Origin of the sequence: Cytobacillus sp. SAFR-174 (genome assembly GCF_051964675.1) — a bacterium.
GTDB lineage: Bacteria > Bacillota > Bacilli > Bacillales > Cytobacillaceae > Cytobacillus.
Map to the genome: position 1 here is coordinate 172,243 of NZ_JBQCMZ010000002.1, position 26,911 is coordinate 199,153.

Here is a 26,911-nt window from a genome sequence, read left to right on the forward strand (position 1 = left end):
CCTTTGTACAGGTTATTGACTGCCATTCTTAATGGCAGATATGATCGCCATATAAGCTGTATCCAATATACAGCACACAGTGTACAACAGGAGAACATTCATCTCTTCTGAAAAATGAAGAAGGAGGATAGGCGAAAATGGTGCAGGCACTTAAATTTACGCAGCCGCTTTATCAGCAAATCTATGACATTATAAAAAGTTCCATTTTGTCTGGTGAATTGATGCCGGGTGAGAAAATCAATGTTTCTCACCTGGCGAAAAAATACAATATCAGCCGTACCCCGTTGCGGGAGGCTCTCCGCCAGCTGCAAATAGAAGGATTGCTGGTTCAGAATCAGCTGGGGCTGACTATTGTAAGACTGGATGAAGCCGATTTTAAAGATCTATACGAAACTCGCATCATGCTTGAGCCTCAAATAATGGGACTTATTTTAAAAACGATTACAGATGAGAAGCTTGATGTCATCGAAAAAATCCTTGAAAGAGCAGAAGATGCCTTTACGGTAGGAAACCATCTTCATTTACTTGAATTGAATGCAAAGTTTCATGATCGGCTCTTGGAAGCAAGCCCAAACAAGCGGGCAGTACACTTGCTGCAGCAGGTACGTTCATTTCTATTGCTTTACCGGGCCAATATATTAAAAAACAACGAGCATAATAGAGAAATTCTAAAGGAACATCGCCAAATCCTTCATGCTCTTAAAGCCCGGGACGACATAGCTGTCTATCAATCTGCAGAAAACCATCTGCGCAATGATCTGGAGCGAGGGACAAATATGATCCGTGAATAAAAAAGGGAGCATCTCCACTCGCCAAAATAGAAATGCTCTCTCGTCATAAAAAATCGATTTTATTATAACATGCACAATTTAGAAATGTATAGAAATGAACAGCTGCCGGTCACTTCGGGCTCACTTCCGACACAAATATTCAAATGGGGTGTTCTGGATGGGACCATTACAAGGAATGAAAGTCCTTGATGCATCGCAAATCATGGCGGGCCCGTACTGTACCATGGTCCTTGCTGATCTCGGTGCGGAAGTCATGAAAGTGGAGAAAGTGAACGGCGGAGACGATTCCCGCCAAATGGGGCCTTATGTGAATGGGGAATCCACTTGCTTTTTCCAAATTAACCGAAATAAAAAAAGCATTGCTTTAAATCTTAAAACTCAAGAAGGAAAAGAAGTCTTTTACAAGCTGGCTAAGGAAGCAGATGTGGTGGTGGAGAATTATCGTCCGGGTGTGACCAAATCACTTGGCATTGATTATGAAAGCCTGAAAGAGATTAATCCCGGCTTGGTTTATTGTTCGATATCAGGCTATGGGCAGACCGGTCCTTATTCCCATAAAGGCGGGTTCGACCTGGTAGCCCAAGGGATGACAGGCCTTATGAGCATGACCGGGGAAAAAGGAATGCGTCCGATGAAATCCGGCATTGCCGTTTATGACATTGGTGCAGGCATAACGGCAGCCTATTCGATTCTGGCAGCTTATATCCATAAAATGAAGACGGGGGAAGGCCAGCATGTGGATATTGCCCTCGCAGAAATCGGTCTTCCATGGTTTACGTGGGAGGCAGGAGCCTATTTTGCAGAAGGAACGATACCGGAGGCAACCGGCTGGCGGCACCGGGTGTCTGCTCCTTATCAGGCTGTAAAAACCAAATCAGGTTATATGATGCTCGGATGTGCCAATCAGAGAACTTGGGAAAGGTTTTGCACAGATGTTGCCGAAAGGCCTGATTGGATAAACGATCCCCGTTATAAAACGAATTTATTGAGAAACCAGCATGTGATTGACCTGGAAGAAGATATTGAAGAAGTACTTATGCAGCAGGATACGAATTATTGGATAGACCGCTGCGAAAAAGCGGGAGTGCCTGCGGGACCCATCAATAACTTTGCAGAGGCTGTTCAGGATCCGCACTATGAAGCGAGAGGCATGATTCAGGAAGTTGAACATCCTGTCATCGGAAAAATGAAAATGATTGGCATTCCCACAAAATTTTCTGAAACTCCTGGTGAGGTGAGAACCCCTTCACCACTGTTCGGACAGGACACGATTGAGGTATTAACGGGCCTCGGGTATGACGAAAAGTCCATCCGGAATTTAACAAAAGCCGGAGCTGTCAGAACTTTGGAAAATGATCCAATCCTGAATAAAAAATAGCAGAAAGGTCGGCGTGATATGTCTAAAAGTCTCGAAGCATATAGCGGGGAAAAAACGTGCAGTGAGCCGGTTTATCTGAAGGTTGAAGGGGATATTGCCTTTATCTGCTTCAACCGGCCGGAAAAAAGGAACGCACTAAGTTATGACATTTGGTTAAGGATTCCACAGCTTGTGGATGAATGCGAACAAAACCCTAATGTAAAAGTGATTATTTTTAAAGGCACTGGTACAGCTGCCTTCTCGGCAGGAGCAGATATCAGCGAATTCAAATCCCTTAGGTATACAGCAGAAGGTGCTGAAAAATATAACAAAGCCACCATGATAGCGGAAAAAGCAATTATGGATGCATCAAAGCCAACGATTGCTATGATAAAGGGTTTTTGTGTTGGAGGCGGTTGTGAGATTGCCGTTGCCTGTGACTTCAGGTTCTCTGATGACAAAGGGAGGTTTGGCATAACTCCAGCTAAGCTTGGATTAGTATACAATACACCAGGGACCAAAAATCTGGCAGATCTGGTCGGACCGGCAAAGGCCAAGGATATTCTGTATACCGGAAGGCTGATGGATGCAGACGAGGCATACAGAATCGGTCTCATTGACCGGATCTATCCAACAGAGTCCATAAATGAGGAAACTCTCAAATATGCAGAATTAATTTGCCGAAATGCCCAGCTGTCGGTCCGCGGTTCCAAAAAAATCATTCACGAAGTGCTTGCCGGGGCAGTGGAAGATTCCCCTGAGACGGCCCAGATGGTGATTGACTCATTTATTTCAGAGGATTATAGAGAAGGAGTTCACTCATTTTTGGAGAAGCGCAAGCCTATTTTTAAGTACTCTTAAAGAAAATCTCCAGGAGGCTCATAGCCTCCTCTATAAAAATTTCAGGGGGAATGAGAGATGCAGCTGGAACGAAATCTTTCCATAATCATGATCGTCTTTTCGTCTTTTTTTCTGGTCATGTCACTCCAGATAGAAAATAGGACAGGAAATTTCATTTCAGCAGGAACATGGCCGGCAGCTTTAATGATCCTGATGCTAATTCTATCGGTTATCCTGCTGTTGAGGGCTTTGAAGGCGAAGAATGTTCAGAATATCAAGGGGGATGCCGGTGACTCAGCAGATACAGATAGCGAAGACCAGCTGGTTCATCCGAAAAAGTTCTTCCACTTGTTCGCGGTTCTTGCAATCTATACCTTTATTCTTGGTTATGTTGGTTTTATTATTGCGACGATTCTGGGGATTTTTGTTATGGCGCTTCTGTTTGGAATGAAAAGCTATATTCGGGCATTGCTGACAGGTATTCTGGCAACTGCAGGGTCTATTGTGCTGTTTCCCATTTTATTAAATTTGCCATTCCCGCGGGGAACCGGGATTTTTTATTCACTTAGCTTGCTGTTTTATTAATAGCCAACTTTAATAAAAGAGGTGAACGGAATGATAGAAGGACTTTTAGGCGGTTTTGGCAATCTTTTTGAGCCTTTTAATTTTTTCATTCTTATGGTCGGCGTCCTGCTTGGTTTCATTGGAGGAGGGATCCCGGGTATAAGCGGAACCATGCTGGTCATTATTCTTCTTCCTGTCAGTTATGCAATGGATCCGGCTGCGGCATTCCTGCTGCTGACTTCCATTTATGCCACGTCTGTTTTTTCAGGGTCCATAAGCGCTATTCTGTTTAGAACCCCAGGCACTCCGGAAGCGGTGGCAACCGTTTTCGACGGGTATCCCATGGCAAAGAAGGGGGAAGGGGGAAAAGCCCTCGGCATTTCCATCTTCAGTTCCGCAACAGGGGGTGTTTTTGGAACTCTGGTTTTAATCTTTCTGACACCTCTGCTCGCCTCTTTTGCTCTGAGTTTTTCGTCCCCGGAGTATTTTGCGCTGGCTCTAATGGGTCTGACGGTAGTAGCTTCCTTGAGCGCAGGCAATTTGGTCAAAGGATTTATTGGTGTTTCCTTCGGTTTGTTTATCGCCACGATAGGCATCGATACAATGACGGGTGTGCCAAGATTTACATTCGGATCAGGCCAGTTAATGTCGGGTATTGACTTCATTCCTGTTCTGATTGGATTATTCGCCATTTCAGAGGTGCTGCGCCGTGTCCAGCAGGTCCATAAGGTAAATACGAAGCAAAAGGTGAGATCTGAACTGCCTGACTGGAATGTGATGAAGCGTATTTCGGGTGTCATTGGCCGTTCATCGCTGTTAGGAGTATTTATAGGAATCCTTCCCGGTATTGGGGCAACGACTGCTGCCATGCTCAGCTACAGTGAAGCCGCCCGCTGGTCAAAAAAATCAAAAGAATTCGGAACAGGTATTCCTGAAGGAGTTGCTGCACCGGAATCCGCCAATAACGCAGCGGCGATGGGTGCCATGGTTCCACTCCTATCCCTGGGAATCCCGGGCAGTGCTACAACTGCCATTTTGCTCGGTGCCTTTATCCTGCATGGGATTCAGCCGGGGCCTTTAATGTTTACCACACAGGGTTCTTTAATTTATACCATCCTGATGGGACTTCTGGTTGCCAATTTGATGATATTACTTATTGCCAAACCGTTTATTTCGATCTTCTCAAAGATTTTGCTGGTACCATATACGGTTATTGGACCACTCATAATTCTCTTTTGTATAGTGGGTACATTCGCTGTCCGCAACTCCATATTTGATGTGGCTATGATGCTGGTATTCGGAATCATCGGCTATTATCTGGAGAATGCCAAATTCCCGCTGGCACCCATTGTTCTTGGCGTTGTGCTCGGTCCCATTGCGGAAGATCAGTTCAGACGGGCCATGCAAATGTCAAACAATGATATTTCTATTTTCTTCACAAGGCCGATTGCTTTAGCCTTCATCATTCTGTCGATCATCAGTATTTTGTACCCTTTCATTAATAAATGGATTAAAAAGCGCAGAAACCAGGGTGGCGGCACGGATCAGACCGTGGCTTCCTAAAAGGCGGAGGTGATGTGGAGATGATATTTAATTTTGAAGGACAGAATCCGGACGTGCATGAATCTGTCTATTTGGCACCTAACACCTATATCATCGGTAATGTGAAACTGGAGGCTGATGTATCCATCTGGTTCAATACTGTGCTGCGAGGTGACAATGATTCGATTAAAATCGGAAAAGGCACCAATGTACAGGAAGGAACGATGATTCACGTGGATGAAGGCTATCCGGTTACCATTGGACAGAATGTCACAATTGGCCATAATTGTGTGATCCACGGCTGCACCATTGAAGACGGTGCCCTGATCGGCATGGGGGCTATCATCCTGAATGGTGCTCATATAAAGGCAGGGGCGGTGATAGCGGCTGGAGCAGTCGTCGGGGAAAATAAAGTGATTGAAAATCACATGCTTGCAGCAGGCGTTCCAGCAAGAACGTTAAAGCCGGTAAAGGAGGAACTTCAGGACCGTATCCTTGCAGGAGCTGAATTTTATCGTAAGAATGCTGTGAAATTCCGCCGTGCCGGAATTCTCTCAGATCAGCAAAAACTGGATTATTAGAAAAAGAATGAGCTAAAGACAAAGGATTTCCGGCAGCTTCCGGGGAAGTCTATATTGTCTCTAGCTCTATTTATATTCAAAGAGAGAAGGAGGGTACAAAAATGAGTCATGGGGAATCAGGAAATATCATATCACTGGATAAGGTCAGCTGGAAAAGAAACGGGAAGCAGATATTGGACAGTGTTTCATGGAAGGTAAGTGAAGGAGAGCATTGGGCCCTTTTAGGCTTGAATGGATCCGGAAAAACCACGATCCTGCAGATGATTACCGGCTACCTGTGGCCTAATGGCGGCCAGGTGTCCGTTTTAGGAAATCTTTATGGGAAGACCAATATTCCGGAGCTTCGAAAATCCATCGGCTGGGTAAGTACCTCGCTTGACGATAAGTTTCAATTTCGGCCGTCCGAATCCGCCCTTGAAATTGTTCTCAGCGGAAAGTTTGCGTCAATCGGTCTCTATCAGGAAATAACACAGCAGGACCTGGATCAGGCAAAGGACTTAATGAATCAGTTCAATATTAGCCATGTTCAGAATCAGACTCTCACATCCCTTTCACAGGGAGAGAAACGAAAGGCGATGATTGCAAGAGCGCTAATGGCTTCACCTCGGCTGCTGATTCTCGATGAACCATGCAATGGGCTGGATATCTATTCGAAGGAAGAATTACTGGGCTCTATTGAAAAAATGGCTGCACAGCCTGGCGGCCCCACGATTCTATATGTGACCCATCATATTGAAGAAATTGTTCCCTCCATCACCCACACCATGCTGCTGAAGGATGGGAAGGTCATCGCACAGGGGAGTAAGTGTCATACACTGACCGATCTGCTGCTTGAGGAAACATTTCGTGTACCAATCTCGGTAGAATGGGAAAACGGCCGTCCCTGGGTACGTGTAAAATCTTCGTCCAGGCTGGCGCATAGCCAATCATAATGGCAAATGATTGATTTTTGGGCAATTGTCCTTCATTATATTAAGATATCTTATACATACAAAATGGAGGAATGAAATTGGTTCGTTTCGGTATAGTAGGCACTAACTGGATTACAGAAAGATTTTTAAAAGCGGCACTGCAGGCTGAAGATTTTCAGCTGACAGCTGTTTATTCCCGCACTGAGGAAAAAGCAAAAGAATTTGCAGGCAAATATGGTGTGAAGAGGACTTTTACTGATTTACAGACGATGGCCGCAAGCGGCGAAATCGATGCCGTTTATATTGCAAGCCCGAATTCCCTGCATTCAGAGCAGGCTATTCTTTTTATGAAACACAAGGTTCATGTTTTATGCGAAAAGCCGATTGCCTCGAATACGAAGGAATTGCAGACGATGATCGCTGCAGCAAGGGAAAACAACGTTCTGCTTATGGAAGCCTTAAAGTCTGCATTAATGCCTAATTTTTTGGCCGTAAAAGAAAACCTTCATAAAATCGGACAAGCTCGCAGGTATTTTGCAAGCTTTTGCCAGTATTCTTCCCGCTATGATGCTTACAGGCAGGGAACGGTGCTGAATGCATTCAATCCCGAACTTTCGAATGGTTCATTAATGGACATTGGAATATACTGCATTTATCCGCTTGTGGCTTTATTCGGCAAACCGGAGGCAATTAAAGCTGCAGGCTATAAACTGGATTCAGGGGTCGATGGGGAAGGAAGCATGGTCCTTAAATATCCCGGCATGGATGCGGTGATTATGTTCAGCAAAATCACTAATTCAACCCTTCCTGCAGAAATCCAGGGAGAAGAAGGCAATATTGTGATAGATAAAATAAGTGCTCCTGAAAAAGTTACACTGCATTACCGCAACGGAGAAAGTGAAGATCTCACACAGGATCAATTAAGCGATTCGATGTATTACGAAGCGGTAGAATTCATAAAACTGATTCAGGCGGGCAAAACCGAATCTGAAGTGAACTCGTTTGCAAACTCTATGACTACAATGGAAATTCTGGATGAAGCACGCAGGCAAATGGGTGTAATTTATCCGGCTGACCAAAAATAAAAGGAAGGGATCGAACAATTGCTGTTCGGTCCTTTTTAGTTCTTTTTGCACTTAAAAAATAGGTATTTGAAAGACACCACTTATTCAGTAAGTGGTAAAACAAGCTGGCCACAATTCACGGTTTTCAGTGAAGAAAAGCCCATTTATCAGATTTTTATAATTTTCTTTAAATAAGTTGTTGACAATTCCTATTGGTATGGTAGGATTAATCTCAACATCACTAAAAACAAACTAAAAAACGTATCCTTTCCTCAACAAAAAAAAGGAGGCGAGCCTCACTGAAACAGGCAGACTGGGAAGAGTTATCTGCTCATTTGAAGCAGATGCTTCAGAGCATTAAATTCGGATCGATCACGCTGGTCGTCCAGGATGGCAAGGTCATACAACTTGAGAAGAACGAAAAGGTTCGTCTTCAACCAAATAAGCGCGCTGACTAGACAAACTAGAGGCGGTTTTTCCAACTGATGTTATTTTTCAGGCGGGAAGACTGCCTTTTTGATTTTAAAAGATTTCTGGAAAATGAAAGGAGTACTGCAAGATGAGCACTGCAGTAACATATGAAAATTGGAATCAAATCTCAGATGCATTCCCTATTGATGACAAATTAAAAGGCGCAGGCACTGTATTGAAATGGGCTTATGAACATTATCCTGAAGATAAAATTGTCTATGCATCGAGCTTCGGAGCGGAAGCCATCGTGCTGATTGACCTCATCCAGGAAATTAAGCCAGATGCCCATATTGTATTTCTGGACACCGGGCTTCATTTTCCGGAAACCTATGAAGTGATTGATAAAATGGAAGCCCGCTTTCCAAGCCTCAGGATTGAGCGGAAAGAGCCCAAGCTGACACTGGACCAGCAGGCTGCAGAATTCGGTTCAGCCCTTTGGAAGAGGGAGCCGAATTCATGCTGCCAGATCCGCAAAGTGATTCCTTTAAGAGAAGCGTTAACACCAAAGCAAGCCTGGATCTCCGGCCTTCGCCGGGAGCAGTCGCCGACAAGAGCGAATACTCAATTCCTAAACAGGGATGAAAAATTCAAGAATATCAAGATCTGCCCGCTGATTCACTGGACATGGGATGAAGTTTGGTCCTACATCAGGGAAAAAGACCTGCCCTACAACACATTGCATGACCATGGCTATCCTAGCATCGGCTGCTTTCCCTGTACACAGGCAGTCGATGAAAATGGCGATTCCCGTGCGGGCCGATGGTCTGGCACAGGCAAAACTGAATGCGGCCTTCATACGAGCTAAAAGGAGGGTGATACCATGCTTACGATCATAGCGGTCACTGTCGGTTTATTTTTCGCCATGAATATCGGGGCAAGCGGAGCAGCAGCATCCATGGGGATCGCGTATGGTTCAGGTGTCCTGAAAAACCGCATGTTAGCTCTTATTCTTTGCGGCTTGGCCGTATTCTTCGGAGCATGGCTTGGCGGAGGAGAAGTGGTAAAGACGATGGGAAGCGGTATTGTTCCTAAAGAGACCTTCACGGTTGCCATCGCGCTGATTGTGATTGCATCTGCAGCATTATCGCTATTTCTGGCCAATGTATTCGGCATCCCGCTTTCAACCAGTGAGGTGACGGTCGGTTCAGTTGTTGGTGCCGGAATCGTCTACCAATCTGTATTTGCCGGAAAGCTTGCCTGGATCGTCACATTCTGGCTGCTTACTCCATTTGCCGCTTTTTTAATTGCCATAGCGGCAGCCGCTTTTTTAAAGAGAAGCTACGTTCAGAACCTGATTAAAAAGCCTAAAGCAACTCCGATTTTAGCCATACTCGTCGTTTTCATGGGCGTGTTTGAAGCATTCTCGGCAGGCATGAACAATGTTGCCAATGCAGTCGGGCCGCTGGTTGGTGCAGGCATTATGAGCACAGGCAGCGGAATCTTCTGGGGCGGGATGTTTGTCGCTTTTGGAGCAGTTCTGCTGGGAAAAAAAGTCCTCGAGACGAATGGTAAAAAGATTACCAAAATCCGTCTTGAAGAAGGCTGTGTCATTTCAGGAACAGGAGCAGGTATTGTTACGATTGCTTCCGTTTTTGGAATCCCTGTCCCTTTAACGCAAATCACCACTTCCTCCATCATCGGAATCGGATTTGTAAACCAGGGACGATCAGTCTTCAAGAAGGACATTGTCGTGCAGCTATTAGTCGTATGGGTTGTCTCACCTGTTTTATCGATGGTCCTATCCTATACGCTTATCCAGCTGCTCATTGAACAAAATGTATATCCGGTGATTGCGATGGCCGGTGTCCTTATCTCCGTTTTCGGAGTGAAATTCTTAATGAATCAGGCACCAGCCAGTGTAAGGCCGATAACTGAAAAAAAGTAAATCCGAAAAAGAAAGGTTGATGAAAAATGGCTCTGCCGAAACCTCATGGAGGGAAATTAATTCAAAGCTATAATCCAAATTATGACCTGACAGGAATTGAAAAAGAAATTTTAATAGATGCCATCGCACTGAGTGATCTGGAACTTATAGGTGTCGGCTTATTCAGTCCTCTGAAAGGTTTCCTAGCTAAAGCAGACTATGAATCTGTTGTTGAAAAGATGAGACTGGCAGACGGAACCATTTGGTCCATTCCGGTTACACTGCCGGTGTCAGCTGAAAAAGCGAAAGAGCTTGCAGCTGGTGAAAAGTTTAAGCTGATTCACGAAGGTGAAGTATACGGAGTCATCACGGTATCAGAATGGTATGAGCCGGACCTGAGCAAAGAGGCACGTGAAGTCTACAAAACGGAGGAACTGGCACATCCCGGCGTAAAAAGACTTTTTGAACGCGGCCCGGTTTATGCTGCCGGCGAGGTGACGCTGATTAAAAAACCTGGCAAAGGCGTAGCAGAGGATGTATGGTTCGAGCCTAAAGATACAAGGGCACTGTTTGAAGAAAAAGGCTGGAAAACAGTAGTTGGCTTCCAGACAAGAAACCCTGTGCACAGAGCACACGAATACATCCAAAAAGCTGCTTTGGAAACGGTGGATGGACTGTTTTTGAACCCGCTTGTGGGTGAAACAAAATCAGATGATATCCCTGCTGATGTCCGTCTAAAGAGCTACCGGGTTCTCCTGGAAAATTACTATCCAAAAGAGCGCACACAGCTGGCTGTCTATCCCGCAGCAATGAGATATGCGGGGCCGCGCGAAGCGATCTTCCATGCCATTGCAAGGAAAAACTTCGGCTGCACACACTTCATTGTCGGAAGAGACCATGCCGGTGTCGGCAATTATTACGGCACATATGATGCGCAGCATATTTTCAGCCATTTTACAGAAGAAGAGCTTGGCATCAAACCGCTGTTCTTTGAGCACAGCTTCTATTGCAATAGATGCGAAGGCATGGCATCTGATAAAACCTGCCCGCACAGCAAAGAAGACCGCGTCATTCTATCCGGCACAAAGGTAAGGGAAATGCTCCGGAACGGAGAGCTGCCGCCATCGACTTTCAGCCGCAAAGAGGTTGTCGAGGTGTTAATAGAAGGCATGAGAGAAAAAGAAACGGTATAAGGGGCGGTTAACATGACAAAGGCTACAAACATCACCTGGCATGACGCCGCAATTACGAAGGAAGACAGACGGGCACAGAACGGCCACGGAAGTGTGGTCCTCTGGTTTACCGGCCTATCAGGCTCAGGCAAATCAACGATTGCCAATGCTGTATCTCACGAACTATTCCGCCAGGGCATCAATGAATATGTCCTGGACGGCGACAATGTCAGACACGGCTTAAATAAAGACCTTGGCTTTTCAGAGGCAGACAGAAATGAAAATATCAGGCGCATTGGCGAAGTCGCGAAGCTGTTTGTGGACAGCGGCAAGATTGTTACAACAGCGTTCATTTCTCCTTTCCGGTCGGACAGGGAAACTGTCAGGGCGCTGTTTGAAGAAGGAGAATTTATTGAAGTCTTCATCGACTGTCCGCTCGAAGAATGCGAACGGCGGGATCCAAAACAATTATACGCAAAAGCCAGACGCGGGGAAATTAAGGATTTTACAGGAATCGATTCCCCGTACGAAGCACCTGAAAGCCCTGAAATTACGGTACGATCTGACCGGTACACTGTAGAAGAAGCAGTCGGGCAGATATTAACACATTTGCGTGAAAAGAATATTCTATAAAAACCGGGAGCTTCTTTCTAATAGGAGGCTCCTTTTCTGAAAAAATAATTCCTACTATTTCACCCCGAAAAATGGTATTATAGAAATCAATCAGATTATTAGCTTAGGAAAAGCGTTAAAATGCATATATTAAAAGACATTACAGAAAGGGCGGTCATGAGAATGACAGGAAAAGTTTATTTAGTAGGTGCCGGACCGGGTGACCCGGACCTGATGACTGTTAAGGGAATGAGATGCCTGCAGGAGGCAGATGTTGTTCTGTATGATCGTCTCGTAAACCGTGAACTATTAAACTATGCGAAGAAAGAAGCTCAGCTGGTGTATTGCGGCAAGCTCCCCAATCATCATGTGATGAAACAGGAAACCATTAATCATCTGCTTGTTAAATATGCGAAAAAAGGTCTGCAGGTCTGCCGGCTGAAAGGCGGGGATCCATTTGTATTCGGCAGGGGCGGGGAAGAGGCAGAAGAGTGCGCCAATCATGATGTGCCATTTGAAATTGTGCCTGGGGTCACTGCAGGGATCGCGGCATCTGCATATGCGGGGATTCCGGTCACCCACCGGACCTTAAGCAAAAGTTTCGCATTTGTCACAGGACACCAGGCAGGAAATGAAGAAGCCGAACACCAGTGGGCCCATCTGGCACATGCAGTAGACACGATATGTGTATATATGGGAGTTTCCCATTTGCCTAATATTGTGAAGAACCTCATTCAAAACGGAAAATCCCCTCAAACACCGATTGCCCTCGTGCACTGGGGAACACTTTCAGAGCAGCGGACCGTTACGGGCACGCTTGCTACTATTGAGAACAAAGTGAAAGAATCAAACATCACGAATCCAAGCATGATCGTCATTGGGAATGTTGTCGCCATGCACCATAAAATTAATTGGTTCGAAGAAGAAATTGCACCGCATCTGCCTGCTGTCCAAGGGTAGGCGATCCTAATAAAGGAGGGAGCCTAACTAATGAAAGCGGTCCTATACATCGGCCATGGCACACGTTCCAAAAAAGGAGCTGCCGAAGCAAACCTTTTTATCGAAAGTGTTATGAAAAAAGTCGATGCTCCCATTCAAAAGATTTGTTTTCTGGAATTAACAGAGCCTGATATTGAAACCGGCTTTGAATACTGTGTCCGTAAAGGCGCCTCCGAAATTGTCATTGTCCCTTTATTTTTACTCGCAGCCGGCCATATCAAGAAGGATATTCCTGAAGAGCTTGCCCCTTTAATAGAAAAATATCACGGCATCATCGTAAAGATGGCGGACCCTTTTGGAGTCCAGGACACTATTCTAGACGCCATTGCAGAGCTTGTTACAGCAGATGCCCAGCCGATATCTCCTTTAGATTCTGTTTTAATTGTGGGAAGAGGCAGCAGTGATCCTTCCATTCTAAGAGCTTTTGACTCTATCAAAACCGGAATCAGCAAACGTCTCCGTGTAAAAAATGTGCAGGTCTGCTATTTAGCGGCAGCTGCTCCGTCCTTCCAGGATGGTCTTGATTCCATATGTCAAAAGGCAAGCGGCAATGTGATTGTCATCCCTTATCTATTATTCTCGGGGCTTCTGCTAAGTGAGGTAGTAAGAGAGGTAAATAAGAAAGTAAAGGCAGGCTGCTCCGTAACCCTTACTGATACACTGGGAAAACATGCAGCTATCCAGAATCTGGTCGCTGAAAAAGCGAATGGAGAGGTGAATATAAATGCAGCCGTTATTCATTGATTTAACCAGCAAGAAAATCGTTATTGCCGGCGGCGGCAGAATTGCCTTTCGAAAAGTGAAAACACTTGAAGCTGAACGAGCCCATATTACGTTTGTTGCTCCTGATTTTACAGATGAGCTTCTTCATTTAGCCCATCAAAGAGGCTATGAGCTCATTCAGCGGGAAGCTTCCGCAGATGATTTTAAAGATGCTTTTTTATCCATTCTGGCCACAAATGAACGTGAAGCTAACCATGCCTTGGCTAAATCGCTGGATTCAGGTCAGCTGGTCTGCGTTGTCGATGAAGCAGGAGAAGGAAATGTAATCTTTCCGGCAGCTGTAAGGCGCGGTCCTCTTCAAATTGCTATCACCTCCAATGGTGCAAGCCCAAAGCTGACCCGGATGTTAAAAAAACAGCTGGATGAACAATTTGATGAAAGCTGGACAGGATATTCAGAATTTCTGGGAAACTGCCGCGATTATATTAAAAAGCTTTCTATCCCTCCTTCGGAAAAAAATGAACTGCTTGCCGAACTCCTGGATGATCGTTATCGACTTTCAGAGGATGAGAGGGAACGCAAATGGGCATATCTGCAGTCATTAGAATAAACAAATCCTCAACCGTGTCCTGGCACACGGTTGTTTATTTTGTTTATTGTGCAAATTCACTATGGTACATTGTTAGTAATGAATCGTGGAAGGCGGCGTGTAAAGTGCATTTTTTATCCTTTGAACTTGCTCAGGAAATAGTGGAGCGCACGATGAAAATTCTTAATAAAAACATAAATGTTATGAATGAAGAAGGCATCATAATCGGATCAGGTGAAAAGAAAGGATCAATAAATGGCAGCGGAACTCGTTCTGGAGCAGTCCTGCAAATCCCGAGAACCGTAATTGTTCTCAAGCTGCAAGAAGAACTTGCTGTTATTTCAACTTTGATATTTGGAGTCTTTCAGCTTTTTGGCTAAAGAAAGGGGAAAACAGGAATGAAAATAGTCATTGCGCCAGATTCATTTAAAGAGAGTTTATCGGCACTTGAGGCAGCGAATGCCATTGAGCGAGGGTTTAAAGCGATCTTTCCCAATGCACAATACAAAAAAATGCCGATGGCCGACGGCGGAGAGGGAACGGTGCAATCGCTGGCTGATGCAACGGGAGGAACGATCATAGAGCGATCAGTTACTGGACCTCTCGGGGAACCTGTTAAGGCTTTCTTTGGCCTGATGGGCGATGGAAAGACAGCTGTCATTGAGATGGCCGCTGCCTCTGGCTTGCATCTGGTTCCTAAAGAAATACGGAACCCCTTGCTGACGTCCACGAGGGGAACAGGTGAATTAATCGCTGCAGCAATGGACACAGGAGTGAAGCACATCATAATTGGAATTGGCGGAAGTGCCACAAATGATGCCGGGGCAGGAATGATACAAGCTTTAGGCGGAAAGCTTCTTGACAAAACCGGCAGCGAAATCGGCCCGGGCGGAGGATCGCTTGCTGATCTTTCAGCCATCGACATGTCAAACCTTGATTCAAGGATTCGGGACGTCCATTTCGAAGTGGCCTGTGACGTTGATAACCCATTAACTGGTCCAAGAGGTGCTTCCGCTGTCTTTGGCCCCCAAAAAGGCGCGACCCCTGAGATGGCAGAGCTGCTGGATCGGAATCTGGGCCATTTTGCAGATGTTGCTGAACATGCACTCGGCAAACCGTTCCGCGATATAGAGGGGGCAGGAGCGGCTGGAGGCATCGGCGGAAGTCTGCTTGCCTTCTTAAATGCTGACTTAAAAAGAGGGATTGAAATCGTTCTTGAAGCGGTTAACTTTGAGGAAGAAGTAAAAGGTGCTGACCTTGTCATTACAGGCGAAGGCAGGATTGACAGCCAGACGATTCATGGAAAAACGCCGATTGGGGTGGCAAAAGCGGCGAAGAAGCACGGAATACCCGTCATCGGTCTTGCAGGTTCCTTATCGGACGACAGCCATATCGTGCATGAACATGGTATTGATGCGCTATTCAGCATTGTTCCTGGCGTGATAACCCTTCCGGATGCCTTTGAGAAAGCAGCCATTTATATGGAAAGAACAGCGAGGAACATAGCAGCCCTTATGAAAATGAATAATGAGAAGCTGTGAGATTCAGCTTCTTTTTTTAATAGATAATAATAATGTTATGTAAACTTTAAAGAAAGAAAACGAAAAAGGACTGCGGGCAGTCCTTTTCAATTACCTGTGATTATAATAAGCACAAAATATCCAATCATCGTGACCAGCCCAAAAGGAACCCCGAATACGGCCCACTCTTTACTTGTAATCTTCAGTTTCCCGGCAGCAATGATATTGGGAATATTCCCGGGAATCAGCATTCCGCCGCTGATCAAGAGTCCAAGGAGAATGGATTGAACGGTAAAATGATCCATGGATGGGCTGATTTCAGCCGCTGCAAGGGTGGCATTGTCCAGGACAGCAGAAATCATATTGATCCAATATAACAAAAGCGGATTTAAACCGATTAAAAAATGATTGATTAACGGTTCAAAACCGGCCCCAAGCATCGTCAGACCCATGACGAAAAAATAAATCTTCAGAGCTCTGACAAAAATTTCTTCATAGCTTTCACTGGCAGGCTTCTTGGTAAAGGAAGCTTTTCCAGAAACAGGCGGTTTTACAGCTATCACTGCCATTATTCCGAAAAATACGAGGGCGATGATAATTTGCGGTCCAACCAATTCCATCAAAAAGAAAAAGTCTTCTTTCAATTTACTGATTGCAATGGTGGAAAGCGGTTCCCCGATCGGCGTCAATGCAGCGCCAAGGCCAATCGAAAAGCAGGCGAGCACCGTCAGCCTGACTTCTGAACTTCTGTCCAGCCTTAGGGCACTGACAATTAACACAAGAACCAGCGCAGCGATAATAGCGGTAATGACACTTGAAATTAATCCAAGGAAAATGACAATCAAAGCTGCAAATAATCGAAACGGCATACGCCGGCTTACTGAAAGGATGCTTTTTTCCAGATTTGCCTGAAACCATTTAAACAAGAGGCCCGCAATAAAGACAGCAAGTGTAATTTTTACAGGCTCCTGTGCCGCTTGTACAAAAAGGCCGCTATTCAGAACTCCGCTTGCAAGTGCTGCTGCAAGCCCCATTAAAAATAAAAACATCTCCAGATTTTTTTCCACAAACTCAGAAAGAAAAGGCATGACAAGAACAATAATGAAAATAACCACTAACAAATAAATCATAAATCCTGCTCCATTTGGTTATTTTCCCAGCTTAATCACAAGGAATATTACATGCATATGCAAACCCCCGGACAAACTTGCCATAAAGTCAATCAGCGGGGAGTGCTTTTCTCCCCGCGATTGTTAGTTGAACCAATCGGGCCTTTACGGGCAGTTGGATCCCCACTTATCATCCATTGATTCCTCTGAATCTTGAAGTGGGGGTCTTACTGCCCGTTAGACTGCGATAAAAAAACCCTGCTGGAGACCCGCAGGGATTATCACTTAGCTATAGTCATTTAAAACGGTTCCAGTCAGATTGAATTCAGGTTCCATGCTTTTGATGGCATTTGTGTGAATAGGAGTTGTAGCGGCAGGCTGTATTTCTTCAATCACAGGTGGTGTCTGCGGGGATAAATTAAGCCCTTTCTTTGCTTGATTGTCCAACAAATGAATCAACTCCTTTACAGTATTTGTTAATTACATTCCTATTTTACTGTTATATTCAAACATGTAAATTCTGGAAGTTGTCTTAGGGTGATATTTTTATTTTTCCACAAAAAATTATTTTTATTTACAAATAGGCATTTATTATATTTAGATTATTCTATCCTTTGAGCTTGCACAGTCAAGTATGTTAAGATGTTATTTTATTGAAATTAAGATAATCGCTAGGATACTAGAGAGGAAGTTCAGCTTGGATAAACGCATCTATTTATTGGCAATCATATCATTTGTTGTTGGGATGGTGGAATTGATTATAGGAGGGCTGCTGGATCTTGTCGCTTCAGATTTGGGTGTCAGCCTGGGGCAGGCAGGTTTGTTGATTACCGTATTTTCGCTCGCCTTTGCCATAGCAGCGCCTGTTCTGCTCACGATAACGGTTAAAATGGAACGCAGCCGTTTAATGATGATATCATTGGCTGTATTTTTGGCCGGGAACATTGTGGCTGTATTCAGTCCGCTTTATAGTGTTTTATTAGTCGGCCGAATTCTGGCGGCAGGAAGCGGCTCACTTCTTATTGCCTTATGCATGACTATGGCGTCCTACATCGTTTCAGAAGAATATCGTGCACGTGCGATCGGCATCGTGTTTATGGGAATCAGTGCTTCCCTTGTTCTTGGGGTTCCGATAGGATTAATGCTTGGAAATGCTTTTGGCTGGCGTGCTCCATTTATGCTGATTTCAGCACTTACACTCTTATCTATGGCGGGGGTGTACTTCTTTCTGGGAAAGGTTGCTCCAAAGCCCGCTGTGCCGATTGGCGTACAGCTTAGAACGCTGAAAAGCAGGAAAATAGCACTTATCCAGATAACATCCTTTTTATTAATGACCGGTCATTTAGCTTTTTACGGATACCTGACACCTTTTCTGAAAATGAATATGGGGCTTGACGGAAACTGGGTCAGTATCGTGTATCTGATTTTCGGGATTGCGGCGGTAATCGGAGGCGGCCTTGGCGGTCATCTGGCTGACCGTTTTGGTGCAAAATCGGTCATCTTAACACTTGTTGCCATGTTTGGACTTACCCTTTTCGCATTGCCTTTTGCCGCTGTTTCCCTGCCGGTTTTCCTTTTTACAGTTGTCATTTGGAGTATGCTCAGCTGGGCGGTCACACCGGCCATACACAGCTACTTAATTGAAGTAACTCCGGAAACTTCGGATATCCAGCAGACATTGAACAATTCCGCAGTCCACATGGGAATGGCATTTGGCAGCATGATCGGCGGAATCATGATTGAGACAACCTCCGTTGAATATAATGCAGCTGCCGGAAGTATTTTTATTATTATTGCTTTTGGCACGGCAGCTCTTTCCATGGCGAAAAAAGAAAGAAGGACTGCTGCAGCAGATTAATTGATGTCGGCTTCTATGGAGGCCGGCATTTTTTTAGAGTAAAATGACAAACTATTTCAATTATTAAAAAATAATTCCACAAAATATATTGATATATCTTCCTTTTATCCACTATAATCAAATTGTCTCTTGGCAGAACATGATAATATAGGGGGAATTTGGAATCTGTTTTACTGAAATAATAATAAAGGAGTCTGTTACATGAGCCAGCTTAGCTATATTCTCCGTACTTTAATCGTAATTATTCCTACTGTATTGATCATCGGCATTACAGTTTGTGTTGGTAATGGGCTTGAAGGCAGTGCGTTTTGGACGACCATTGGGTTTATTGTCATCCTTGGCACGCTGGCGGGAATATTATCCGCTTTTATGAACTACCGCAAATTTATTGCACCCATCAGCAAAATTAATAGATTTATTGATGAACTTGCAGATGGAAACATGTCCACAAGACTGGACGAAAAATCAGTGGGTCAGCTTGGTTCCATTGCTTCAGCTCTGAATCACACTGCCTCCGCCTGGCAGGAGGTTCTGAATAAAGTGGTTCTGGCTTCCGACGAAGTCACACAATATGCCCAGCAGCTATCATCAGGCGCCCAGCAGACCAATATGGCAACAAGCCACATTGCTGAGGTGATTGAAGAGATTGCTGCAGGGGCAGACAACCAGGTCCACGGTGTCGGAACGGCTTCCAATGTCATTATGCAGATGTCTGAAACACTGACACAGGTGGCGGCTAATTCAGAACAGGTGACAGAGCAAATCAATGATTCTCTGGAAAAAGCAAATCAGGGCGATGCATCCATTTCAACAGCAGGCTGCCAAATGAATTCCATTCATGTAAATGTACAGGACTTATCCAAGGTGGTAAAAGGTCTTGGCCAGCGTTCACAGGAGATTGGAAAGATTATCGAAGTGATCACAGGCATTGCCGCTCAAACGAATCTTCTGGCATTAAATGCTGCCATCGAAGCGGCCCGTGCAGGAGAACAGGGAAAAGGCTTTGCGGTTGTAGCGAACGAGGTCAGAAATCTCGCTGAAAAATCGGCGGAATCCACTCTGCAAATCAGCCAGCTGATCTCAAAAATCCAGGAAGAAACCCATCAGGTCGTCCAAACCATGGATACCGTCAATCATGAAGTAACAGAAGGCATGGAAGTCATGAAGGGAGCAGGGGATTCCTTCAAACAAATCCGGCAGTCTGTCAGCATGGTGACAAATCAAATGCAGGAAGTCGCTTCAGCCATTCAGCAAATGTCTGCCGGATCCCAGCAAATGGTCCAGTCCATGGATGAGATAACCCATGTGGCAAATGAATCCGCCATGGCCACACAAAGTGTACTGGCATCTACTGAAGAACAGGCAGCATCAATGGAGGAAATATCTCTTTCCGCTGATCACCTTACAGTCATGGCCGAGGATTTGAAAGGGTTGATCAGCAGGTTTAAGTTATAGAGTTCCAGTATGGGATTACCACATAAAGGTGAAAGATCACAAAGGGTTTATTTTAAAAGGTGACTTTAGGAAAACTTTCGGGAAATTGGGGAAAGGGTCAAAGAAAATGAGGAAAGCAATTAGAGAAATGGGGGCTGCCAGCCGGGGAAACCCGGTTGTTTTTATGTTAAATAACATACCTATTTATGTATTTCCTCGCGCCAAAATGATACTATATCCATAAACATAAGCCCATTTGGAGGTAATCCATGGAAAATTTCGGCGAACTCATTCAAAAACAAAGAACCTTCTTCTCCTCAGGTAAAACAAAGGATGTCTTATTCAGAATGGAAGCCCTCGGCAAACTGCGTACAGTCATAAAGCAGCATGAGCAGGAATTAATGAATGCTTTAAAAGCCGATCTCAATAAAAGTGAGTTTGACGCATACTTGACGGAAATCGGAATCCTGCTCGAGGAAATCCGCTTTACCATGAAACATTTAAAAAAGTGGTCAAAGCCAAGGAAGGCAAAGTCCACCATTGCCCAGATCGGTTCGAAAAGCTATATCTATCCGGAGCCATATGGAGTTGCGCTTATCATAGCGCCCTGGAATTATCCTTTCCAGCTGGCCATTGCACCGCTAATAGGCGCTATTGCGGCAGGGAATTGCGCAATCCTGAAGCCATCGGAATTAACATCGCAAACTTCGGCATTGCTGTCAAAAATGATCAGCAGCCATTTTCCTGAAGAGTATATTTCAGTAGTTGAAGGAGACGCAGAAACAAGCACAGCGCTTCTAAATGAAAAGGTCGACTATATTTTCTTCACAGGAAGTGTCCCTGTTGGAAAAATCATTATGGAAGCCGCTTCGAAAAATCTTACACCTGTTACGCTGGAACTGGGCGGGAAGAGTCCGTGCATCGTACATGAAGATGCTAATCTGAAGCTTGCCGCGAAGAGAATTGCCTGGGGAAAATACATTAATGCCGGCCAAACGTGTGTGGCTCCTGATTATCTTTATGTTCACAGCAGAGTTAAAGAAGAATTTCTTAAAGAACTAAAGCAGGCCATACAGGAGCTTTATGGAGAAAATCCGATTGCATCCGGCCAATTTACGCGAATCGTCAGTGAAAAACACTTCAGCCGACTCGCTAAATTTTTAACCAATGCCACTGCTATTCACGGAGGCAGGCATGACTTAAGCGCTCTAAGTATCGAACCGACTGTTCTCGGCAATATTACCTGGAATGATGAGGTAATGCAGGATGAAATATTCGGGCCGATTCTCCCCGTGCTTGAATATGACGACTTGTCCAAAATAATTGGAGAAGTTACTGCACGCCCAAAACCTTTGGCCCTATATATCTTTACAGAAAGTGTGTGTGTCCAAAACCAGATTCTCAGTAGTATTTCCTTTGGAGGCGGATGCATTAATGATACTGTTTATCATTTGAGCTCACCATATCTTCCTTTCGGGGGAGTAGGGGAGAGCGGGATTGGCGCTTATCACGGAAAGGGCAGCTTTGATGTGTTTTCACATGAAAAAAGCATTCTGAAGCAAACCACCAGATTCGATTTGCCATTCCGATATCCGACCACAAAAGATGCATTAAAAAAGGTGAAATTTTTTATAAAATAACAAAGTCATATTTGCAGAGGGGTTCTAAGCATTGTTTTTCGGAGGCTTGAGATCCTTATTTAAATTCTGTATGGCGGCTTCGGTTTTTTTTGAAAGGTTTTTGGTGTATGGGGAAACCGAGAAGGTGGGGAAGTTTATATTTTTGACTTTCTTGGTCAGTTTTTTCAATGAAATCAGCCCTTTTTTACTATAGTATATGTCCCCGCTCCACGAACATGAATATGGCGCGGAAGAAATTTACTTCCACGCCATATAGTATGCTCAAGTTTTCGTTTTGGTATAAACGCTTATTAATCTTTTATTCTCTTTTAATATTCTTTCGGTGTGAGGGCTGACTTCAAAGCCCGGCAGGCTGATCCGGGATTTTTTCTTCAGGGTTTTCATGGTGCTGCTGGAATTTATCTGCGGTAAATTCTTTTTCTTATCCGCTGGTTCCTTCATGGTCTTCGTCCTCCTGTTCGGCAGGGAGCATTAGATCGTATATTGATATAAGTGAAGTGAATAGCAAATAGTCGAATTCGGTTACAAATTGGCCGGAGGTCACTTTAATGACATAATCTTCTTCGAAAATGGAAAAAGGAATTAGCGCCAGTTTTTCTTCCTCATCATAATAAACTTCCCTGCGGTTTAGCCGGCTATGAATCAGGGCTTTATCGATGTAGTGCTCAAGGAGATAGTCTTTCTCTTCCTGTGTTGAATACCTGCATAACGATGCCTTCATATCGATTTTTTCCGCAAAGTCAGCCAAAAGCTTTTCGATTCCTGCAAGATAAGCTTCTTCATTTCCATAATAAATGTCAATCGGTTCATTTTTCAATAAATATTGAAACGATTTCAGCTTATTCATATGTGAATTTAACAGGTCGCTGTTTTCTTCGAGTAAATCTCTTGTGTCAGTTGCCAGTTCATTATTTCCGACTCTTTTCAAATAAGATCCAAGAAAAACAAAAGCATCAACAAGGGCAAATATAATCGCGACAATCAGGTAATTCTGCCAGTGATCAAAAATGGAATCCGGCTCATTTGTCCAATAGATTACCGCACCAAGCACAAAAAGGATATACCATGTTTTACGAATGACGGACATTTTTTCTTTCACTTTCTTTTCCCAAAGCCAGACAGAAATAACATAAAACCCAAGACAAGCGACTATGATCCACACAGCAATCTTAAAGAATATCAGCACAAAAAATCGCCTCGTCTGCCATAAAATGAATTTCTGTTAGAACATTTGCATAATTTTGATTCCATTATACCAGAAATTATTCCATAAATTTGAAAATGATTGCGGAGGAAGTAAAAATATGAAGAAATACCTAACCATAACGGCAGCAGTTCTTGTAGTTCTGACAATCATCAATCACTTCAATTTAAAGCAGGTGATTGAATTGTGTGAAGATTCAAATAAGCATGCTCGTGTAGACAGAGATCTATTTGCCGTTAATTGGAGTGTAAGCTGTAAAGAGTAGTTATTAGTACAGTTTTTCACTTTTTATAAAAAATGATATAAATGCCATCCTCAACTTGTCCACTCCTTGTTGCGACCAGCCGCATATACAATAGTAAGCCATAGAAAACAAGCTTTTTTATGTTGGAAAGCTTCGGATTCTGTTGGCTAAAAACAACAAGTAGGAGTGTAGAATATGAAGAAAAACCATTCGTATGGCTGTGGAAGCAGCGACAAATGTCCTCCAATGCCGAAGTGTGACACGGCTAAATCGCATACTCATTTTTGTGATGTAGGGACTCCGGAAAATACAGGCGGAGTAGAACAGACAGTAATTCTTGGGGATGTACCAATTCAGACATTAACTGAAGCGGATATCTATCTTCCTTCATATGCAACAGAAGTTAAACAAATCCGAAAGAACGTTTATCTGACACAATGCAAGGCTGTGCCTGTTATTCCTGAAGGCTTCCCTGACACAGCACCAACATCCGTAAAGCTTTATGTAGAAGGGTATATTCACAAAAACATTCAATATGTTGATGATTGTGAAGGCTATGTGAAAGATTACAGTGTCAACGTTCCATTTAAGTGCTACTCACTGGTGAACACCCTTCCTGAAATTGATTGGGAATTCAGCAATAAGAACAGCAATTCCAACGAAATCAGAGAGCTTGCAAAAAATGGCATGGGTGCAGACAGATGCAGCTTTGGCTCCTTGACATTTGAGTTCTTGAATGAGCCAATCAAGTGTAAACTTCTATATGCTTCCGTTACTCAAATGGATATTCTGAGCGATTTTGATAAATGGGGCAGATTTGACAAGATTACTGAAAAAGCAGAAGTTAATTTGCTTGTAAGATTAACTCAGCGTCAATTGGCAAACGGCTTAGACGACTAATAAGAAATGAGAGGGTATCTTCATGTGATACCCTCTTTATATTTGTATGATTTGCTCCTGAAAGAAATCCAGAGACAGCAAGGCTTTCCCCATGATTTCCAGCCCGGAATGATCTTCTGCATCCCCATGCCAGAGAACACGAATACTCTTCAATTTACAGGTGATTTCCTCTGTGAATTCCTGGAAATATTCATAATGATGATCCAGTCTGTTTTCGTGAATATACATAAACTCCTTTTTATTAGATGAAGCTGGCATCTGGGGAGGGGAAATCCACTCCAGCTCTATGGTTTTATCTATAGAAACGGGCATCCTTATGTTTTGCAGATTACTATGAGTTACAAAAAGGATGTCTGCCATAAGGGTTCCTTTGATAAAAATTGTTTTAGAAGGCAAAATGGCAGAGCATTGCAAGGAGTCCACTGACCATTCCATTTTTGAAATGTGACCATTCCTAATAGGGAACGGCATGAAATCGAATAGTGTAAAGTCCAGTTCCGCTTTTCCTATTAAAACAGGAAGCTTGACTTGAAGCTCATTCCGGAAACATTCGCAGCAGCATGGTGAAGGTTCTTCTTCATTCAGAAGACTGCTGCTTGAGGAGAATTCCTCCAGCATATCAAAAAGGTCATCACTTAACTCTGCTGAAGCTTCACTTTCGTCCGAGACAGGATTCACTCTCTCTTCAGTTTCGCTGATGGACTCTTCTTCCTCGTGTTCCGATACTTCGCTTAAAATAACACCCTGCAGCATTGCTGAGAAGTAATCAAGCAGTGAAGAAACTTCCTTATATGTGGCTTCTTCAGACTGGGCTGCCGATTCAGATTCTTTACAATCACTTTCCATAAATAATTCTTCCTTCAAAAAATCAGGACAGCTATTACTTTGATCAGAAGATTCATCCAGCAGGGCCAGGAATTTTTCCTGAAGCGGGGGAGTGTCTTCACACTCCTTATCCAGAATGCTGCAGGCTTTTTTCAGCATTAGTGAGAATTCGCCTTCATAGCTGGATGACTCTTCGTCTTGATTAGCTTGCCAATTTTCTTCAAAGTCACATTCATTCGGTTCCTTCAAAATAGGATGCTCTCTTTCAGATGAAGATTCTTCGCACTCCAAATGATTACCAGTGTCATGGTCAGAAGATTCACTCTTGTCATAGCCAGATTCTAAAATCAGTGCAAATGCTTCATCCTGTTTGGGCTCCAAATAGTCAGATTCATTTTCGGTGGAGAAAGACAAGTCAAGCATATCGGCAAATTCATCTTCCAATGACATAGCAGACTCAGATTGTTTATTAGCTGCTTTAGGTATGCTGTTATTCAATTCTGTTTCTTCACTTGTTTCGTTCATCACGCCTCCATCCAGCATGCTAAGAAATTCCTGTGTCAGATCAGTTTCTTCCGGATCCTTAACAGAAGCATTGTATTTTTGCATTTCTGCTTTTTCCTCAAATACTCTGGTTTCAGGATTGCCTGCTGGGCCGGGGAATTTTTCTGCTGGCATTAATTCGTTCAGGTTTGCTTCTGCATCCGGCCTAGATAAACCTTTTTCATCTGACCCGCCAGGCAAATGGCTCTTCGTGAATACAGGCTGGTTTGAGTATTTACTGGGTAAAGAAGGGGACCAGCTCAGCATTGGTGAAAAGGGCGTCAGCATGTCATTCAGCTGCTTCGGAAGTCTAAATTTTTTAGGCTTTGTCATTTCAGTTTTATCTTTAGGAGGTACACTTTCCTTCTCCGTATTATCCTTTTCAGCTGCTTTTTCAGACAGTTCACTGGTTTTGATAATTTGGCTCGATTCTACAGAAGGAGGCGGTAAAATAAGCGGAAACGACTTTGTTTTTCCGCGGGTAAAAGAGTTCCCAGCTGCCTTTTGATCTTTTTTAGGTTCCTCTTCATTTACAGCTTCAGCTGGTTTTTGGCTTTTTGAATCGTTTCCTGTATAAAATAAAAACTGCTGTTGTTCCATTGGATTTCCAGTATCTGCATCGATCCGATAAATCCGGTTATAGGCACTTCTCATATCACTCATATACATAGGAAGGTGCTGCAATTGCAGAGCATCCCCACCGGTCCCCTCCTTACGTCAAATAGTAAAAGCTCATCAATCAATGGAAAAGAGTCTGCTGAGATCTATTCACAATCGAAGCAGTCATCGTGATCATTGGTGGTTGAAGAAACACGGATTTGCTGTTTTTGCAGTACTTTAATGACCAAATCTACAACCATTTTTTCCTCTACCTTTGTAAATACTCCTTCTCCGATCGGCGAGCGGTTTGGCAGAGGACGGCGGTCAATCGCTTCATCCCATTCAATTATTCTGCTTGAAACCAGTTCACAGAATGGCAATTCATTATAATGCTGCACACTTTTCTGATGAAATTGGGAAAGATCACTCGATTGTAACTCATCCTTCTCGGGGTATCCCCTCGGTACAGGCTTTGATACGAGGAAATCAAATTCCTGGCGGTGATTCATTTCGGGCATTACCGGACAGGTAAGAAATTCTTTAATTTCGGTCACACATTGGAACGGAACATCAACTGTATAGGAATGAATATCAGATGCTACGGTTTTGTCTGTATGCATTTCGATGTCAGGACAGGGGCTGGCATACTGAATATTTTTGCGGACAAAGCCTTTAATAAATAGCTGATCAGCAGGCAATAAAAGGCGGCATTGTGTTAACTTTACTGTTTTCTTGATATCCTTAATTTCAAGTACAGGTTCCGGAAAAGTAATTAGGGCATTTACATTCACTTTTAGACATAGCTCAGCCAGAACGACAGGGACCTTTGCCGTAATTTTTCCAATATTCACATGAGGATGATGAGTGGTGCTTTCACAATCACAGTTCTGAGCAGAAATCTGGCATTCCGCTTTATCTCGATCTTTATGTTCTTCAGACATTTGGGCTCCTCCT

28 protein-coding genes and 1 pseudogene are annotated in these 26,911 nt (G+C 43.8%); 23 read left to right on the forward strand and 6 right to left on the reverse strand.

The window, feature by feature from the left end:
* Window positions 1-137: 137 nt before the first annotated feature.
* From ACTHRG_RS03090 to ACTHRG_RS03175, 18 genes and pseudogenes are all read left to right on the forward strand, one after another.
* Complete coding sequence (locus tag ACTHRG_RS03090) at window positions 138-791, forward strand: GntR family transcriptional regulator (RefSeq protein ID WP_440230568.1); 654 nt, start codon at window positions 138-140, stop codon at window positions 789-791.
* A gap of 157 nt (window positions 792-948) precedes the next feature.
* Window positions 949-2,169, forward strand: coding sequence for a CaiB/BaiF CoA transferase family protein (locus tag ACTHRG_RS03095; protein WP_076257851.1), 1,221 nt, complete (start codon window positions 949-951; stop codon window positions 2,167-2,169).
* A gap of 18 nt (window positions 2,170-2,187) precedes the next feature.
* Window positions 2,188-3,009 (forward strand): enoyl-CoA hydratase-related protein, encoded by an 822-nt coding sequence (locus ACTHRG_RS03100; RefSeq protein WP_440230569.1) that lies wholly within the window; start codon window positions 2,188-2,190, stop codon window positions 3,007-3,009.
* Between the two features lie 57 nt (window positions 3,010-3,066).
* Window positions 3,067-3,573 carry a tripartite tricarboxylate transporter TctB family protein gene (locus tag ACTHRG_RS03105; RefSeq protein WP_076257849.1) on the forward strand — a complete coding sequence of 169 codons (507 nt, stop codon included), beginning with the start codon at window positions 3,067-3,069 and terminating at the stop codon, window positions 3,571-3,573.
* A gap of 30 nt (window positions 3,574-3,603) precedes the next feature.
* Complete coding sequence (locus tag ACTHRG_RS03110) at window positions 3,604-5,115, forward strand: tripartite tricarboxylate transporter permease (RefSeq protein WP_076257848.1); 1,512 nt, start codon at window positions 3,604-3,606, stop codon at window positions 5,113-5,115.
* Between the two features lie 20 nt (window positions 5,116-5,135).
* Window positions 5,136-5,675 (forward strand): gamma carbonic anhydrase family protein, encoded by a 540-nt coding sequence (locus ACTHRG_RS03115; RefSeq protein WP_076257847.1) that lies wholly within the window; start codon window positions 5,136-5,138, stop codon window positions 5,673-5,675.
* A gap of 101 nt (window positions 5,676-5,776) precedes the next feature.
* Window positions 5,777-6,607, forward strand: a complete 831-nt coding sequence (locus tag ACTHRG_RS03120; protein ID WP_440230570.1) for an ABC transporter ATP-binding protein — start codon at window positions 5,777-5,779, stop codon at window positions 6,605-6,607.
* A 77-nt stretch (window positions 6,608-6,684) separates the two neighbouring features.
* A complete protein-coding gene (locus tag ACTHRG_RS03125; RefSeq protein ID WP_076257846.1) occupies window positions 6,685-7,671 on the forward strand; it encodes a Gfo/Idh/MocA family protein in 987 nt (328 codons plus the stop codon).
* Window positions 7,672-7,985: 314 nt separating this feature from the next.
* Entirely contained in the window at window positions 7,986-8,108 is a 123-nt protein-coding gene (locus ACTHRG_RS03130) for a YezD family protein (protein ID WP_373682874.1), read from the forward strand.
* Between the two features lie 101 nt (window positions 8,109-8,209).
* Entirely contained in the window at window positions 8,210-8,926 is a 717-nt protein-coding gene (locus ACTHRG_RS03135) for a phosphoadenylyl-sulfate reductase (RefSeq protein ID WP_174751305.1), read from the forward strand.
* A 15-nt stretch (window positions 8,927-8,941) separates the two neighbouring features.
* On the forward strand, window positions 8,942-10,006 hold the full coding sequence (locus ACTHRG_RS03140) for an anion permease (RefSeq protein WP_440230571.1): 1,065 nt from the start codon (window positions 8,942-8,944) through the stop codon (window positions 10,004-10,006).
* A 26-nt stretch (window positions 10,007-10,032) separates the two neighbouring features.
* On the forward strand, window positions 10,033-11,178 hold the full coding sequence (sat, locus tag ACTHRG_RS03145) for a sulfate adenylyltransferase (protein WP_174751306.1): 1,146 nt from the start codon (window positions 10,033-10,035) through the stop codon (window positions 11,176-11,178).
* Window positions 11,179-11,190: 12 nt separating this feature from the next.
* On the forward strand, window positions 11,191-11,790 hold the full coding sequence (cysC, locus tag ACTHRG_RS03150) for an adenylyl-sulfate kinase (protein WP_174751307.1): 600 nt from the start codon (window positions 11,191-11,193) through the stop codon (window positions 11,788-11,790).
* 162 nt (window positions 11,791-11,952) lie between these two features.
* On the forward strand, window positions 11,953-12,729 hold the full coding sequence (gene cobA, locus ACTHRG_RS03155; protein ID WP_159344421.1) for a uroporphyrinogen-III C-methyltransferase: 777 nt from the start codon (window positions 11,953-11,955) through the stop codon (window positions 12,727-12,729).
* Between the two features lie 30 nt (window positions 12,730-12,759).
* Entirely contained in the window at window positions 12,760-13,512 is a 753-nt protein-coding gene (locus ACTHRG_RS03160) for a sirohydrochlorin chelatase (protein WP_440230572.1), read from the forward strand.
* Window positions 13,493-14,101 (forward strand): precorrin-2 dehydrogenase/sirohydrochlorin ferrochelatase family protein, encoded by a 609-nt coding sequence (locus ACTHRG_RS03165; RefSeq protein ID WP_440230573.1) that lies wholly within the window; start codon window positions 13,493-13,495, stop codon window positions 14,099-14,101. The genes ACTHRG_RS03160 and ACTHRG_RS03165 overlap by 20 nt, the downstream gene beginning before the upstream one ends.
* Before the next feature lie 104 nt (window positions 14,102-14,205).
* Window positions 14,206-14,325: pseudogene (locus ACTHRG_RS03170) on the forward strand (sugar diacid recognition domain-containing protein); the annotation flags it as partial.
* A gap of 153 nt (window positions 14,326-14,478) precedes the next feature.
* Window positions 14,479-15,621 carry a glycerate kinase gene (locus ACTHRG_RS03175; RefSeq protein WP_061794296.1) on the forward strand — a complete coding sequence of 381 codons (1,143 nt, stop codon included), beginning with the start codon at window positions 14,479-14,481 and terminating at the stop codon, window positions 15,619-15,621.
* An 86-nt stretch (window positions 15,622-15,707) separates the two neighbouring features.
* Here the strand turns inward: ACTHRG_RS03175 and ACTHRG_RS03180 are convergent, their stop codons facing one another.
* The gene (locus tag ACTHRG_RS03180; RefSeq protein WP_061794295.1) at window positions 15,708-16,730 is read right to left on the reverse strand and encodes a DUF1646 family protein; all 1,023 of its coding nucleotides are present in this window, start codon (window positions 16,728-16,730) and stop codon (window positions 15,708-15,710) included.
* Between the two features lie 264 nt (window positions 16,731-16,994).
* Window positions 16,995-17,159 (reverse strand): hypothetical protein, encoded by a 165-nt coding sequence (locus tag ACTHRG_RS03185; protein ID WP_169799804.1) that lies wholly within the window; start codon window positions 17,157-17,159, stop codon window positions 16,995-16,997.
* Between the two features lie 247 nt (window positions 17,160-17,406).
* On the opposite strand from ACTHRG_RS03185, the gene ACTHRG_RS03190 reads away from it, so the two are divergent.
* The 3 genes from ACTHRG_RS03190 (at window position 17,407) to ACTHRG_RS03200 (ending at window position 21,641) form a co-directional block, all read left to right on the forward strand.
* Window positions 17,407-18,567, forward strand: a complete 1,161-nt coding sequence (locus ACTHRG_RS03190) for an MFS transporter (protein ID WP_440230574.1) — start codon at window positions 17,407-17,409, stop codon at window positions 18,565-18,567.
* Between the two features lie 201 nt (window positions 18,568-18,768).
* Window positions 18,769-20,022 (forward strand): methyl-accepting chemotaxis protein, encoded by a 1,254-nt coding sequence (locus ACTHRG_RS03195; RefSeq protein ID WP_197201313.1) that lies wholly within the window; start codon window positions 18,769-18,771, stop codon window positions 20,020-20,022.
* A gap of 248 nt (window positions 20,023-20,270) precedes the next feature.
* Window positions 20,271-21,641, forward strand: a complete 1,371-nt coding sequence (locus ACTHRG_RS03200; RefSeq protein ID WP_159344424.1) for an aldehyde dehydrogenase — start codon at window positions 20,271-20,273, stop codon at window positions 21,639-21,641.
* A 261-nt stretch (window positions 21,642-21,902) separates the two neighbouring features.
* Here the strand turns inward: ACTHRG_RS03200 and ACTHRG_RS03205 are convergent, their stop codons facing one another.
* Together ACTHRG_RS03205 and ACTHRG_RS03210 are read right to left on the reverse strand one after the other, a co-directional pair.
* Window positions 21,903-22,082: a type II toxin-antitoxin system SpoIISB family antitoxin gene (locus ACTHRG_RS03205; protein ID WP_035329945.1), complete on the reverse strand. Its 180-nt coding sequence runs from the start codon at window positions 22,080-22,082 to the stop codon at window positions 21,903-21,905.
* On the reverse strand, window positions 22,063-22,827 hold the full coding sequence (locus tag ACTHRG_RS03210) for a type II toxin-antitoxin system SpoIISA family toxin (protein ID WP_440230575.1): 765 nt from the start codon (window positions 22,825-22,827) through the stop codon (window positions 22,063-22,065). Before ACTHRG_RS03210 ends, ACTHRG_RS03205 begins: the two co-directional genes overlap by 20 nt.
* A gap of 118 nt (window positions 22,828-22,945) precedes the next feature.
* On the opposite strand from ACTHRG_RS03210, the gene ACTHRG_RS03215 reads away from it, so the two are divergent.
* Both ACTHRG_RS03215 and ACTHRG_RS03220 read left to right on the forward strand, forming a co-directional pair.
* A complete protein-coding gene (locus ACTHRG_RS03215; protein WP_440230576.1) occupies window positions 22,946-23,110 on the forward strand; it encodes a hypothetical protein in 165 nt (54 codons plus the stop codon).
* Window positions 23,111-23,284: 174 nt separating this feature from the next.
* Window positions 23,285-23,989, forward strand: coding sequence for a CsxC family protein (locus ACTHRG_RS03220; protein WP_159344427.1), 705 nt, complete (start codon window positions 23,285-23,287; stop codon window positions 23,987-23,989).
* A 36-nt stretch (window positions 23,990-24,025) separates the two neighbouring features.
* Here the strand turns inward: ACTHRG_RS03220 and ACTHRG_RS03225 are convergent, their stop codons facing one another.
* Together ACTHRG_RS03225 and ACTHRG_RS03230 are read right to left on the reverse strand one after the other, a co-directional pair.
* Window positions 24,026-26,041: a hypothetical protein gene (locus ACTHRG_RS03225; protein WP_440230577.1), complete on the reverse strand. Its 2,016-nt coding sequence runs from the start codon at window positions 26,039-26,041 to the stop codon at window positions 24,026-24,028.
* Window positions 26,042-26,121: 80 nt separating this feature from the next.
* A complete protein-coding gene (locus ACTHRG_RS03230; protein WP_061791760.1) occupies window positions 26,122-26,898 on the reverse strand; it encodes a CsxC family protein in 777 nt (258 codons plus the stop codon).
* Between the last annotated feature and the right edge of the window lie 13 nt (window positions 26,899-26,911).